At 68.3% G+C, this 13,335-nt stretch carries 12 protein-coding genes and 2 pseudogenes; 5 read left to right on the top strand and 9 right to left on the bottom strand.

Annotated features, from left to right (window positions below):
* Positions 1-126: 126 nt before the first annotated feature.
* The 4 genes from M2163_RS05825 (at position 127) to M2163_RS05810 (ending at position 5,106) form a co-directional block, all read left to right on the top strand.
* Positions 127-2,490, top strand: a complete 2,364-nt coding sequence (locus M2163_RS05825) for a glycoside hydrolase N-terminal domain-containing protein (protein ID WP_280893308.1) — start codon at positions 127-129, stop codon at positions 2,488-2,490.
* A 332-nt stretch (positions 2,491-2,822) separates the two neighbouring features.
* Positions 2,823-3,866 (top strand): TDT family transporter, encoded by a 1,044-nt coding sequence (locus tag M2163_RS05820; protein ID WP_280853947.1) that lies wholly within the window; start codon positions 2,823-2,825, stop codon positions 3,864-3,866.
* 374 nt (positions 3,867-4,240) lie between these two features.
* The gene (locus tag M2163_RS05815) at positions 4,241-4,423 is read left to right on the top strand and encodes a hypothetical protein (protein ID WP_280853948.1); all 183 of its coding nucleotides are present in this window, start codon (positions 4,241-4,243) and stop codon (positions 4,421-4,423) included.
* Between the two features lie 242 nt (positions 4,424-4,665).
* Positions 4,666-5,106 (top strand): MarR family winged helix-turn-helix transcriptional regulator, encoded by a 441-nt coding sequence (locus M2163_RS05810; RefSeq protein ID WP_280853949.1) that lies wholly within the window; start codon positions 4,666-4,668, stop codon positions 5,104-5,106.
* Between the two features lie 211 nt (positions 5,107-5,317).
* On the opposite strand, the gene M2163_RS05805 is transcribed toward M2163_RS05810, so the two are convergent.
* The 4 genes and pseudogenes from M2163_RS05805 to M2163_RS05790 form a co-directional block, all read right to left on the bottom strand.
* Positions 5,318-6,508 (bottom strand): alpha/beta hydrolase, encoded by a 1,191-nt coding sequence (locus M2163_RS05805; protein ID WP_280854317.1) that lies wholly within the window; start codon positions 6,506-6,508, stop codon positions 5,318-5,320.
* An 869-nt stretch (positions 6,509-7,377) separates the two neighbouring features.
* Positions 7,378-7,667: pseudogene (locus M2163_RS46585) on the bottom strand (IS630 family transposase); the annotation flags it as partial.
* A gap of 22 nt (positions 7,668-7,689) precedes the next feature.
* Positions 7,690-8,157, bottom strand: coding sequence for a hypothetical protein (locus tag M2163_RS05795; RefSeq protein WP_280853950.1), 468 nt, complete (start codon positions 8,155-8,157; stop codon positions 7,690-7,692).
* 197 nt (positions 8,158-8,354) lie between these two features.
* Positions 8,355-8,666, bottom strand: a complete 312-nt coding sequence (locus M2163_RS05790; protein ID WP_280853951.1) for a hypothetical protein — start codon at positions 8,664-8,666, stop codon at positions 8,355-8,357.
* A gap of 509 nt (positions 8,667-9,175) precedes the next feature.
* On the opposite strand from M2163_RS05790, the pseudogene M2163_RS05785 reads away from it, so the two are divergent.
* Positions 9,176-9,532, top strand: a pseudogene (locus M2163_RS05785) (lamin tail domain-containing protein); the annotation flags it as partial.
* A 138-nt stretch (positions 9,533-9,670) separates the two neighbouring features.
* Here M2163_RS05785 and M2163_RS05780 read toward each other — a convergent pair.
* The 5 genes from M2163_RS05780 to M2163_RS05760 form a co-directional block, all read right to left on the bottom strand.
* A complete protein-coding gene (locus tag M2163_RS05780; protein ID WP_280853952.1) occupies positions 9,671-10,501 on the bottom strand; it encodes a phosphotransferase in 831 nt (276 codons plus the stop codon).
* Between the two features lie 87 nt (positions 10,502-10,588).
* On the bottom strand, positions 10,589-11,053 hold the full coding sequence (locus M2163_RS05775; RefSeq protein ID WP_280853953.1) for a hypothetical protein: 465 nt from the start codon (positions 11,051-11,053) through the stop codon (positions 10,589-10,591).
* Between the two features lie 315 nt (positions 11,054-11,368).
* Positions 11,369-11,617, bottom strand: coding sequence for a hypothetical protein (locus M2163_RS05770; protein WP_280853954.1), 249 nt, complete (start codon positions 11,615-11,617; stop codon positions 11,369-11,371).
* Positions 11,618-11,694: 77 nt separating this feature from the next.
* On the bottom strand, positions 11,695-12,873 hold the full coding sequence (locus tag M2163_RS05765) for a helix-turn-helix transcriptional regulator (RefSeq protein ID WP_280853955.1): 1,179 nt from the start codon (positions 12,871-12,873) through the stop codon (positions 11,695-11,697).
* Complete coding sequence (locus M2163_RS05760; RefSeq protein ID WP_348540970.1) at positions 12,854-13,210, bottom strand: hypothetical protein; 357 nt, start codon at positions 13,208-13,210, stop codon at positions 12,854-12,856. The genes M2163_RS05765 and M2163_RS05760 overlap by 20 nt, the downstream gene beginning before the upstream one ends.
* Positions 13,211-13,335 lie beyond the last annotated feature (125 nt).

The following is a 13,335-nucleotide window of genomic DNA, read 5'->3' as shown; positions in this document are numbered from 1 at the left end:
TGCGTGTGATGTGTATTCTTCCGCAAGCTAAAGGTCGGATGAAAGATGTTCTTTCCGTTGACATAGCCGAAACATGTCACCTACGTTTCGGGCCGCGCGCTCCTGCCTCCCCAGAAGGGAACTCCCGTGCCCGCTTCCTCTCGTCGCGACTTCCTCCGCATCAGCGGTGCCGCCGGTGGCGGCCTCGCCCTGGCCGGCGGACTGCCCGCCTTCGCGGCTCACGCCGCCCCCAACAGACCGACCGACGTGGACCTGGTCCCGGAGGACAGAGCCACCACGCTCTGGTACCGGACACCTGCCGACGAGGCGCGCATCATCCAGGAGGCCCTCCCGGTCGGCAACGGCCGGCTCGGCGCCCTGGTCGGATGTGATCCCGCCGACGACTTCGTGTACCTCACCGACGGCGCATTCTGGAGCGGCGGCCGCAACGACACCTCCACCGACGACGGCCAACTCCCCTATGGGCGGGACGACTTCGGTAGTTTCGGACTGCTGGCCAAGCTGCGCATCACGCTGCCGGGCCATTCGGGACCGGAGTTGCGGGACTACCGCCGCCAACTCGACCTGAGCAACGGCGTGGTGTCCGCGACCTACACCCTGCGAGGAGTCCGCCACCGCCGCGAGGTGTACGCGAGTCACCCGGACGACGTGGTCGTCATCCGCCTCACTGGCGGCCCGCACACCGGAATGGTGTCCCTGGCCGGCACCCACGACGAGACCACGTCCGGCGGCAACGGCCGCCTCTCCTTCACGGGAAAGCTCGCCAATGGCCTGCGCTACGCCGCGGCGGTGACCGCGACCGCATCCACCGGCCGGATCACGGTGGACGACGACACCCTGTCCTTCAGCGACTGCCGGGAACTGCTGATTGTCGTATGCGCGGGCACCGATTACGCACCCGACGCCGAGCAGGACTTCCGCGACCCGAAGAGCGACCCGCTCGCCCTCGCCCGGCACAAGGTGGATGCTGCCGCCCGCGTCCCTGGCCGCCGACTGCTCGACACCCACGTCGCCGACTACCAGAAGCTCTACAACCGCTTCTCCATCGATCTCGGCCGCTCCACGCCGCTGCAGCGCTCGCTCGACTCGTGGTCGCGCATCGCCGTCCGGTACACCGACCGCACCACTCCCGACCCCGAGCTGGAGGCGGCGTACGTCCAGTACGGCCGCTACCTGACCATCACCGGGTCCCGCGACTGGCTCCCGATGAACCTCCAGGGCATCTGGGTGCACAACAACACCCCGGACTGGTACGCGGATTACCACACCGACATCAACATCCAGATGAACTACTGGCTCGCCGACCCGGCCGGCCTGGGCGAGAACTCCCTCGCCCTCGCCCGCTACTGCGTCTCGCAGCTGCCGGTGTGGACGGATGTCACCAAGCGCCTGTTCAACAACGAACGCAACCGGTTCCGCAACACCAGCGGCAAGGTTGCCGGCTGGGCGGTGGCCTTCTCCACCAACATCCACGGAGGCAGCGGATGGGCCTGGCATCCCTCCGGCAACGCGTGGCTGTGCAACTCCCTGTGGCGGCACTACGAGTACAGCCAGGACCGCGCCTACCTCGAACTGATCTACCCCGTACTCAAGGGCGCGGCCGAATTCTGGCAGGCCCGCCTGATCACCACCAAGGTCACCGACACGGACGGCACCTCCCGCGAGGTGCTGATCGACGACACCGCCTGGTCGCCCGAACACGGACCGGACAGCAAGGGCATCACATACGCTCAGGAACTCGCCTGGGAGCTGTTCGAGGAGTTCACCACCGCCGCCCGCGTGCTGGACCGGGACCCTGAGCTGGCCGCCGGCCTCGCGGACATGCAAAAGAGGCTCTATCTCCCGAAGGTCAGCCCCAAGACAGGCTGGCTGGAGGAGTGGATGTCACCGGAGAACCTCGGCGAGACGACCCACCGGCACCTGTCCCCGCTGATCGGGTTCTACCCTGGTGACCGGATCACCGCCGACCGCAGCCCGGCGGAACTGATCGACGGAGTACGCGCCCTGCTGACGGCACGCGGCACGGACACCTTCGGCTGGGGGTGCGCCTGGCGGTCGCTGTGCTGGTCGCGCCTGAAGGACGCCGACAAGGCCTACCAGCTCTACCTCAACGTGCTGCGGCCCTCCGTCGCCAACAGCAACGGCACCTCGGCCAACTGGTTCGACATGTACAGCCAGGGCAGCTACACGATCTTCCAGATCGACGCCAACCTCGGCGGAGCCGCCGCCGCGCTGGAGATGCTCCTGTACTCCCGCCCCGGGGTGATCGAACTGCTGCCGGCGCTCCCCGACGCCTGGGCGGAGAAGGGCTCCCTGACCGGAGTGGGCGCCCGCGGCGGCTTCTCCGTCGACTTCTCCTGGCGCGACGGCAAGGCGACCTCGGCCACCGTCCGCAGCGTCGGGGGGACGGCGACGGAACTGCGGGCCGGCACGTTCCGCAGGCAGATCAGCCTCAAGCCCGGCAAGTCCGTGACAGTCAGAATTCCCTGACGGGTGTCAGCCGGCGGCCGGGCCCCGCCGCCGTGGAACCCCAGGGGTGGGATCACCCGGTGGACGGGGCTGTCCACGAGGACTCTGACGTCGTGATCACACCGCGCCGGCCGAGGCGGATAATACGTCGTGAGTACCAGCAGGGTGGTGCGCACTTCGGCGGGGGTCACGGGCGAGAGCGGGCCGGTGATCTAGTCGCCGCTTGAGGTCTTGCGCTGCCAGTTCGGCCAGCCTTGTTCCGGCTGCACCAGCCGGCCCGTATCTGCGTCATCTACCAGCCTCAGCCGCAAGCTCAGCGGCCATCATCACTCCGAACGCCAGGAAGAGTCAGTATGAAGAACGTCACGGAAGACTTCCGGGACTCCCGGTCCGCGACCGAGCAGTCGGCGGGCAGTCCGCCCAGGCCGATCCCGCTCAACTTCTTCGGGATGCCGTTCGGCCTGTTGGGCGTGGCAAGCACCTGGCTGACCGCCGCCAACTACCAGCGCGCCCCACGGGCCGTGGGCGAGGCGCTGCTGCTCCTGGCGGCCGCGGTGTGGCTGCTGATCACCATCGCCTACTTCGCGCGCGCAGTACGGCTGCGATCTTTGGTGAAGGATCTCACCGATCCGGTGGCCGGGCCCTTCGCCTCCTTGTGCCTGATCACGCCCATGGTGATCGCTGCCTACGGGCTGAATCCGCATGCTCGGTTGGCCGGGCAGGTCGTCGTCGACATCTTCCTCGTCCTTGTCGTCCTGCTCGGTGGCTGGTTCACCGGACAGTGGATCTACGGCGGGCTCGACCTCGACCGGTTCCACCCGGGCTTCTTTCTGCCCACGGTCGCGGGGGGCCTGTTGGCCTCCGTCTCGGCCGCCACCGTCGGGCAACACCGCCTCGGTGTGGCCATGTTGGGCCTCGGGGCGATCTGTTGGCTCATCCTCGGGTCTGTGATCATGGCCAGGCTGCTGCTGCGCCCGATGCTGCCGCCGCCGCTCCAGCCGACCCTGGCGATCGAGGTCGCCCCTGCGGCCGTCGCCAGCTTGGCCTACTTCGCGCTGTTCGGTGACTCCATCGACACGGTTGCGGCGTTTCTCGGTGGCTACGGCGTGCTGATGGTCCTGGCCCAACTCAGGCTGCTGCCCGCCTTCCTGAAGCTGAAGTTCATGCCGAGTACTTGGGCTTTCACCTTCAGTTGGGCTGCGGCGGTGACCGTTGGCATCCACTGGGTCGAGCGGCTGCGGCCGCCTGGAGCGGGCGCGTACACCTATGTGCTGCTGGGCCTGATCACGGTATTTGTGGCTGGTATCGCCGTACGCACCGTCATGGCTGCTGTCCGGCGTCAGCTCCTGCCCGCCGCACCGCCAGTTCAGGCGGCCGTGTCGCAGACTGCCCCCTGAGCCGGGGCGCCGTCACTGCTGGCCGAGGTCACCCGCGGCAACCGCGGCATCTCGGTCGGCACGAACGACTGCTCCGTGCCGGTCCCCTTCATCGGCCGCCGTGTGCGGTCGACAACTTGTCTCCCCCCGTAAGTGGCACGGGCTACCCGCCGCCCTGAGATCCAGTTCGCGACTCTGGCCAAGGTCCTGAGCCCGGCGTTTTTCCAGACGGACTCACGCCGCGTACCAGCCTGGGGCCTGGGCATGACGTCGAAATCGTTCGTACCGCAGACCGGTGCAGCGCCCCGGCGATACCGTGAGAACACACGCCAGATGACGCCCAGGAGTCCTCGACGAACGAACCACCGACCCCTGTCGAACCCGCCCGGCAGCGGTTGGGGCCCGCGACCACTGACGGGTTGCGCGCGTACCCGGCCAAGACCCGCGAGAGCGGCGACCAGCTCGTTGCCGTCCTGAAGGACATTCCTTTCCGCGGCCTGCCGTCGGTAGAAGACTGCACGCCGTGGGAGGAACTGCGCCTCGCCCGGCTCGCCGCCCAGCGCCCGGCCGTTGCCTGATACTCGCTACGCCGCCCGCCGCCCGCCGCCCCTACGCGTGGGACAACCACTGCGACACCTCCACCCCATGGCACTGCGCCGGAAGGCGTGCTTCGGTGCACTGCGCCGGAAGGCGTGCTTCGGTCAAGCCGGTCCCGCCGGCAGGGCCAACGGCAATCCGGTCGGCGGGTTACGCGGTGGTTAGAATCGGCCGGTCGGGACACGCCCTCCATGGTCGAGGCAGAAGGTTGGTGAGCCGAGCAGTGCGCAATGCAGCCGATCCTGACCTGGGCGTGCTGGCCGGAAGGCTCTTGTTCGCGATTCAGAGCGAGCTCTTCTCACGTCTTCACCACCTTGGTTTCGACGACATCAAGCCCCGCCACGGTGCGGTCCTTGCGTATCTGCAGCCCGAGGGCATCCGGGCGACCGAGCTGGCCCGGATGTCCGGGCAGCACAAGCAGGTGGTCGGCACCCTCGTCGACGAGCTCACGGCGCTGGGCTATGTGGAGCGGCGGAGCGATCCTGCCGACCGGCGGGCCAAGCTGGTCTGTCCGACGGACAAAGGACGCACCCAGATGGCCGCAGCGGACCAGATTATGGCGGACATGCAGGCACGGCACGCCCAGCGGCTCGGCGCGGAGGTCTACGACGAGTTCAAGCGAGTCTTCGCGGACGTGGTGGAGCACCAGCGACACGGCAGTTAAGGCCCGGGCGTCGACCGGTCCGCATCCGTGCGTTTTTGAATGGGGCGTCATGCTCCGGCCGTGAGGTGACACACGTCTTGCCGGACGCCGTTCCGCCGGCGCCCGTCCCCACGCCCACTGGTCGATCCGCCCTCGGTGGCCACGCGCGGGACCGTACGCCGTCCCGTCAGGGCGTGCTCAGCGGGCCCTCCAGCGGTGCGCCGGTGCCGCCTCAACCCGCGAGACCTGCCTCGCTGCCCGGCCCCGTCGACGCCAGCCTTTGCTCCAGCCACTGGCGAGCGATCCCCCAGGCGTGTCCGGCGACGTCCAACACGTCGAAGTGTCCGGCGCCCGGCGACGGGACGAAAGTGACGTCCGCGCCCTTGGAGGCCGCGGCCTGCGCGTAGGTTCGGCCGTGTGCGGCGGGGATGACGTCGTCGGCGGTGCCGTGAATGACGAGGACGGGTGTCCCCCCGTCGTCCAGCAGCACCGGTGAGGCCGCCGCGTACCGGTCGGCGTACTCCGCGAAGCTTCCGCCGAGCAGGAGGGGGGTGATTCCCTCGCCTGCCTTCGCCGCGACGCCGGGCCACAGGTCCGGGCGGGACGGTGCGGGAGCGCCCGCCGGTGGCTCTGCGTCCGGATCCGCGAGAACCGTACCGAGCCGGGCCTCGTCGGCCGCCACCAGGTCGAGGACGCCTGCGAGAGTAACGACGCCCAGCGGCCTGACCCGCGGGTGTGCGCCGGGAGCACCGTCGGGCAGGGCCGGCCGGTGCGCGGTCCAGGTGGCCAGGTGTCCTCCGGCCGAGTGTCCGACGACCAGCACCCGGCCGGCGTCCACGGCCGGGTCCAGACCGGCCACCGCGTCGACGGCGGCGGCCACGTCCTCAAAGGTACCGGGCCACCCGCCGCCGGGTTCGCCGATACGCCGGTAGTCGACGTTCCACACCGCGAATCCCCGGGACACCAGGTCATCCACGTTCGCGGTCATCTGCCTGCGGTCCCACATGGCGGTCCACCAGCCGCCGTGAACCAGGACGACCGTGGCGAACGGCCCGTCCCCCTCGGGCAGGTAGAGCTCTCCGACCTGCGACGGTTCGGTGCCGTACGCGATGGTCCGCACCGTGCGCCGGCCGTCCTCCGCGTCGTCGTAGCGCACACCGCTCCTGGCGCTCTCCAGCTTGTCGATGGTGGCGAAGAAGGCGGCGATCTCCGGCAGGTTGCCGCCCTTGGCGCTGGATTCGTCGTACGCCTGCGCGTCCGACCACTCGACGATGTCCAGCCAGGTGTCGTCGGCGACACGTACGAGCTGGGCGCGGAGGAACCCCCGCCGGTCCTTGCGGAAGGCGGCGAGCATGCCTTGACGCGCGTCGAGCATCGCAGACGTTTTGTCCGGTGCGACAACAAACGTGGTCAACTCGATCACGGACACGGAGTGCTCCTGACTGGACGTGTAGGCGGACCCAGGGCTATATAGAAAGTATTACTGACTATCAAGATTCGTGACTATTAATGCTAGGGAAAGCAGCACCTGACCGCAACCTGCCCTGCGCCGTTCCCGGTGCCCTGCTCGACGGCAGGGCGGACGGGTTCGAGGAGCCCGAGTCGTCCGAGAGGCCGGTGGCACCTGCCCAGGAAAGGGCGATGTCACGGACTTACCCGCCCGGAGGCCGATCCGCCCGCGGTAGCCACCGGAGCGCGGCGCAGCCGGGCAGGGTGCTTCCGGTGGCCAGCCGGAAGCTGCAGCCGAAGGCCGACTCCGAGCTGTATCCGACAGCGGCGGTGACGGAGCCGATGCGACGGTCGGTGCCGGCGAGCAGGTCGGCTGCAAGCGGCATCAGCAGCCGGGCACGGCGGCACCAACTGCGTGGGGATCCTCTTCGAGAACGATTGGGGTTACGAGAACCTCACGCCGATCAACTCCATCACTCCCAACCGGCAGCACACCCTTCGCTACGCAGGACTCGAGTGCGCCGGCCCGCCGCCTGATTGTCTAGTGCTCTGACCGGGCGGGTTGGCCGGGTTGACGGGTCGGCGCGAGCATCGTCCTGGAGGGCCTGGTCGCCCACGCACTATGTGTGCAGCGCATCGCTGTAGAGCCGCATCTCACTGGCTGCTCGATCGAGGTGCTGCCAGAAGGCGAGCGGCAGGTCGAGATATCGACGAGAGGTCGAAAGCGAGTCCCAACTCGTTGCGCTCCAGGAACTCAAGCGTCGCCGAGAGGTCAACGTTCGGCTGGCCGGGCAGGTGGACTCGGGCGGCATCGAGGTGGGCACCGGTCCGGTTCCAGCTGGAGCGACGGATGTCGGCGCCTTTGTGGGCGGACAGGTTGTCCAGGACGACGTAGATCGGAGCGCCGTCAGGTCGGGCAGCCCGGATCGACTTCAGCGCGGCCAGCGTGTTCGCGGCACCCTTCTTGCGGCGGTTGACGCCCACAAGATGTCGTCGCCGATCGCGTAGCAGCCGTGGAAGTAGCGCACGCCGTGGGCGCGGTGGTATATCGCGGGATGCCACTCGGGCCGGCCTTGCACGGCCCAGCTCGACCCGGCAGTGGGCCGGAAGCCGAGTGGCCCGAACTCGTCGAACGGATGCGGTGCGGATGTGCCGTCAGCCGGTCCTCTTCCAGGTCATGCATCCGGTGGTCTGGAATGCCTTGTCGCTGGCGGAGATCGTCACGGTTGTGGGGCCGGTGGTGTTCGCGTTGGCGATGATCTCGTTGAGCTCGCCGGATGTTCCGCTCAGCCGTGCCCAGTAGCAGTTCGGGAGGGCCGCGTCTTCGGGGCCGTCGGTTCGGTAGGTGCCGGACCGGACCTCCTCGCCGACGATGTACGTCCCGTCACCGGGGATCTCACCGGCCAGGGCCTTCTTGGCGGCGCTCGGGGTGGCGGCGGGTGCCTCCTTCGTGGGCGGAGCTGATTCGGTCTCCGTTGCCGTCTCTGTTGCCGTTGTCGTGGCCGTGACCGTCGCGGGGGGCGTGGTGCTGCTGTCGGAGTCGTTCGCGCTGCTCGAGCCGATTACGGCCCCGATGATGAGGCCTAGGGCGACTGCTGCCGTGTGGGTGAGGATGCTCTTCACCGACCTTGACCTGCGCGGGGCGGGCGGCGGCTGAGCTGGCCCCCACTGAGGAGGCTGCTGCGACGGACCCCATGGTCTGCCTGAGGCGTCGTTGTCGTTCATGACTTCAGCGTGCGCCCGCCCATGCGGATCTGCACGACAAGGACCACGAACCTGCAAACGTGGTGTTCACAGACGCCAGGGGGGATCTGCCGGCTTCAGGTGGCGTGGAGCAGCCAGCGCTGCAGGGCGGTGTGGGTGCTGGGGGGAAGGGTGCTGAGCTGGTCGATGGCGTCGCGGTCTTCGGGCCGGGGCGGGATGCCGGCGGCGGTCAGTGCGGCGTGCAGGGCCAGGCGGCGCTGGTCGCGGGGGGTGATGGGCATGTTGTTGAGGCGTTCGGCGGGGTTGGGTGGCGGCAGCAGGTAGTCCGTGTCCTGGCCGGCGGCCGGGGGCCAGGCGCTTTCCGCGGGGTCGGCGGCGTAGGGGTCGACGAAGGTCTGCGGCGTGTGGTGATCCAGAGCGATGGTCATGTCGGTCTCCTCCAGCTGCGGGTGGATGTGCAGGGGGAGAGCCCCGGACGGCCGGGTGTGGTTGCGGCTGTGGCGGGATGTCACGCCGACGGCGTCATCGGCGGTTCATCGTCTTCTCCGACCAGCACATGCGGGGCGGGCGTGAACCAACTGCCTACCGGTACCGGCGCCTGTTACGCACTTTCGGGTGACGGTCCGGCGCGGGGTGGGGTGGTGTGCTGTGGCGGTGGGAGGTGGCTGGCCAAGGCGCGCACCGGTCGCGGGTCTGGTGGGGCGTCAACTTGCTGCGTTCGCCGCATAGATGGACGAAGCGTCCAATAGTCACAGCAATATGGGCGAAACGTAATGGAGTGCACATATGTCGTTCACGGCCTGCACACAAGGGTCATGGTGTGAGTGTGCGGCCGACTCCGCCACCCGCACACCGCGCCCGCCCCATCTCGCCGACTGTCACGGCCGGGGACGGGCGGGTGCCCGTACAGCCTGGGGGCTTTGTGTCTTCTTCCACGGTGACTGTTCGCCGTCTGTCCGCTGCCGTGCTCGCGGCCGCTGCGATCGCGGGGGCGGTGGCGCTGCCGGCGTCGGCGGCCGATCACGCCCGGCCTGAGCGGGCGAGGGTGGAGATCACCGCGGTGCAGTACGACTCGCCCGGCCGGGACGACCACTCGCGGCGTTCGCTGAACAAGGAGTGGGTGGAGCTCACCAACACCACGCGCCGTACGGTCAACCTCGACGGCTGGACCCTGCAGGATGAGGACGGCCACACCTACACCTTCGACGGCTTCCGCCTGGAGGGCCGCGCCACGGTCCGCATCCACACCGGCGAGGGCCGCGACAGCGACAGCGACCTGTACATGGACCGCCGCAGACGAACTCGCCGCCGTGCTTGGGCGGGCAGCCACCCTTGGGGTTGTCAGGCTGAACTCTTCTGTCGAAGGAACCAGGGCCGTCGTGTACTCAGAGGACCGCGTCGATCTCGCGGGGGGCCGGGGCGGTGCGGCCGATCAGGGAGAAAGGGTGTGAGGGTGCGTCTGCTGGCCTTTCTCGCGGTATGTGGCCCATGCCTGGGCGGCGGCGGTGAGAGCAGCCCGATGAGGCATGGGGCGCGTTCGTTCCCAGTCCTGCCATGCGGCGTGGACGGTGCGCGCGAACGTTGTGACGGTGGCAGGGTCGGCCGCACGGTATGCGGGCACCGTGCGTGCGATCGTCTCGGCCTGTTCCGGCGTGTGGCCGGCGGAGATCAGACGGGGCACCGTGAGCGCCGTGTCGGCCCATGTGGGGGCGGGGCAGGAAAGGGCCCAATCCAGGAGCAGCAGCTCGCTGCTTTGCGTCACCAGCATGTTGTGCGGGGACATGTCCGTGTGGGAGAGCGCTCGGCCTTGGAGTCCGGGCGGTACGTCCGGGGGCAGGAACCCGGTCCACCGTGTGTGCAGCGGCTTCTTGTGAAGTGCCTCGGGCCATGGCGTCTCGGACGTAACGGTAAGCGTGTGTAGGAGAGGGGCGAGATCGCCGGACCCCGGGGCCAGGTCTGGGTGCCGGCCGTCGATGTACTCGTATCCGTAGAGCATCCACCCGCCGGCGTCAACCTCCCACAGCACGCCGGCCGCGAGGGGTGCGCATCGGGTGACCCGCGCCTCGTGGCGATAGACCCACGCTTGTGGGTCATCGTGCCCAGTGCCCTTGACGAAGGCCCGCCCCGCTGGTGTCTGGATGGTGCAGGCGAGCCGAGACATGACGCCGTGCGGCGCGGTCCCGGCCGTCTTGACCGGGCCTGTGTGCCGCTCGACGGCGGCTCGGGCCTCTGCCGGTAGGTCGTGCCATTCGATGCGGTCCACCTGCTGTCTCCTGCGTGGGTCGAGCGAACAGGGTCGGCCCCCCAGCCTGGCCACAGCGTGGCACAGGCCGAGGGCCGACAGGGGGAACTACTTCGGGTGGTTCGGGCTGTCCGAGCAGTTCGCGTGACACTGCGAGCAGTCGGCGAGGTCCAGCTCGGGCCAGAACTCCATGTCGAGCTCGTACCCGGCGAGGGTGATCGAGTCGACCGTCAGCGCACGCAGCGCCTTGCCGCCGCCGTGCTCCTCCTTGTCGAGGAATCCGGGCTGATGGTGCAGGAAGCGGCCGAACCGCCGCTCGCAGAACTCGGCGTACGCCTTGGTGTGGAGCAGGAAGGCGTGCCAGAAGTCGTCTACGAGCGGCGAGGGGCTGAGAGGTCGGTCGGCGTAGTCGCACGCGGCGAGGAAGGCGAGCATCTGCCCGACGCCACGGTCGGCCTTCTCCTCAGTCAGTTGAGGAAACTTGGCGCGCATGTTGTCGACCAGGATCTCGCGCATGTCGGTGCTGATGAGAGTGCGTGCATCGGTTGTGGTGCGCTTCTCTGCTGTGGTCACGCTCGTATCTCCTTTTCGGGGGTAGTACGGGGTGGCGCATGCCGAGACGGCTGAAGTCGGCGATTTCGGCCGTGGGAACCCCCACCCGCCCGGGGGGAGCAGCAAGCATCCGGACGGGCGGGGAGCTTTATGACGCGGGAGCTTCGTCGGGGTTGGTCAAGGCCGGACCGTGGGCGAGCGGTCCGTCGACGTGATCACTGCCGAGGATGCCGAGGCAGAGGAAACCGGCAGCGGTGCCGATGGCCCAGAGCAGGTTGAGAGCGAACCCGAGTGGGTCGCAAGGGCGTGGCCTTGAGCGGTCTGCGTAGCGCCCGTTCACAGGACGACCTTTTCTGCCGTGGCGTTCGGCTTCAGCGGCAGGCGCGATTGTTCGCTCTCCGTCAGCGGCCTGACCTTGAAGGCATCCCACTCTGTGCCTCCGCCTATCGGACGGAGTTGCACGCGGTCAGCCCCAAGGTGGCCCATGACTCGGCCGTCCTTATTGCGTTCGAGGTCTTTCGCGAACGAGCCGACCACGAGGCTCTTGGGCGGCACGGCCGTCTGATCTCTTTCCGTGGGAGCCATGCCTCGACGCTATGGGCTGCCGTGACTTTGCGTCGATGGCACTTTTACGGAGAGGTGAGGAGAAGTGCCACAGAGCGTCACACGGGCAGAGCCACCAGGTCTGCCAGTTCCCGCATATCGGGCGTCAAGGTCCGGCGTTTTCCCACGATGTTGGCAAGGATGTCGCGGGCGTACCGCTGGTTCGGAAGCCACTGAGGCGAACCGGCGCGGATCTTGTTGAAGATGTCGACGGCCTCCGCATACTGCCGCTGTTGCGTGTGAGCATTGGCCACATCGAGCAGGTGGCGATTTCGGTTATTAGAGCTTGGTTTGAGGCTGTCCGCGGGGATGTGCGAGGCAAGTGTGAGCACCTTGTCGGGCTGTCCGGCCACCATGGCATTCTCTGTGCGCTTCAAGGCCACCGTGATGGGGCCAAAGGTGCGGAGAAAGTCGCCTTCGGGTGTGCACTCGCGTCCTAGCGCGACGGCGGCCGAATGGGCGAGACGTAGTGCATCCTCGGCTTCACCGGAGCGGTTGTCACGGACGGCCGCTGCGGATAGGCGCAGCAATAGCCAACCCCAGGTGCTCAATTCGGCGGGCGTGGCTCTGGACATGCGCGGTTCGACGTCATCGGCCCACTGAGCGGCCAGTTTGCGCGCGTCGGCGAGTTTCCCTCTGCGAAGGAGAAGCCAACACTGCGTGTTGACGGTAGAGGCCCCTTGAATGCGGTCGGTGGCGTCGTCCAGGGCCCGGGCAAGGGCCATTTCTGCGGCGTCGAACTGCCGAGTCTGGGTCATCAGCCAACCGGTGAGTTCGAGAAGTCTGGCGCGAAGCGGTCGACCGCGCGGATCGATTGCTGTGAGTGCCTCCGCGTCACGCAGGAGGGACGGCAGGGCAGTGCCGAGTTCTACGAAGCGGTCGTGCGCGAAGAGGGGAACAGCCGCCTGAAGGGCGTCTCGGACTCCTGTAACGGTGGGTGCTTCCTCAAGCTCATCACGCTGCGCGGGTGCCGCGAGGACCGCGTGAACGGGTGCCCAACGTTCCACAGTGGCAGCGTCGGCAGGTTCCTCGGCGTGCTCCGCGACCAGCCGCGTGGTGGGTACCTTGAGGGCACTGGCGAGTTGCCGGGCTGTTTCCAAGCGTGTGTCTTCCCGCTCTCCCTGCTCCAACTTGCGGATAAGAGAGAGGGAGACGCCTGAGTTCTGGGACAACTCACGCTGGCTCAGGCCCCGACGCTTGCGGATCTCGCGGAGCCGTTCACCGAAGTTGGCGCTCATGATTCGAGAGTACGGTGTCGCTGAGTCGTATCGACTGCGCAAGCCTGGCCCGGGCACTCGAGGCGTCGTCCGCGCTGCTGTGCAGCCACGCGTGGATGAACAGCTGGGCATAGCCGGCCGCGTCGGCGGCGACCGCTGTGGGTGTGGCCGTGGTGGCCGCCTCGACCGTGGTCGGGGTGAACGCGACGGTGACGGCGAGGGCGGCGGGGCCGGCCGCGATGACGGTCCAGAGGGCAAGGCGGGACAGACGCACGCGGCGCCGCATCGCCTCCAGCCGGGCGCCTGCCGCCATCGGAGCAGCAGTCTCGCCTTCCGGGGCCTGCTTGGCAGGGGGCATGGTCGATGACCTTGAGGAGACCCGCGGGCCCCGCCCCGACCACTGACCGTGGAGGCCCGGTCGTGGTCCTGGGGTTATGGAGTGCGTGGTCGGGGTCGTGGTCGGGCCGACCACGGGCCGGACTG

It is taken from the genome of Streptomyces sp. SAI-135 (assembly GCF_029893805.1).
Taxonomy (GTDB): domain Bacteria; phylum Actinomycetota; class Actinomycetes; order Streptomycetales; family Streptomycetaceae; genus Streptomyces.
The sequence above is the reverse complement of the archived record's forward strand: the minus strand, read 5'-3'. Positions and strand labels throughout refer to the sequence as shown.

Coding starts and splice junctions, on each gene's coding strand:
- M2163_RS05765 (WP_280853955.1), bottom strand. CDS start 12,873: ATGAGCGCCAACTTCGGTGAACGGCTCCGCGAGATCCGCAAGCGTCGG.
- M2163_RS05790 (WP_280853951.1), bottom strand. CDS start 8,666: ATGACCATCGCTCTGGATCACCACACGCCGCAGACCTTCGTCGACCCC.
- M2163_RS05770 (WP_280853954.1), bottom strand. CDS start 11,617: ATGGCTCCCACGGAAAGAGATCAGACGGCCGTGCCGCCCAAGAGCCTC.
- M2163_RS05760 (WP_348540970.1), bottom strand. CDS start 13,210: ATGCCCCCTGCCAAGCAGGCCCCGGAAGGCGAGACTGCTGCTCCGATG.
- M2163_RS05820 (WP_280853947.1), top strand. CDS start 2,823: ATGAAGAACGTCACGGAAGACTTCCGGGACTCCCGGTCCGCGACCGAG.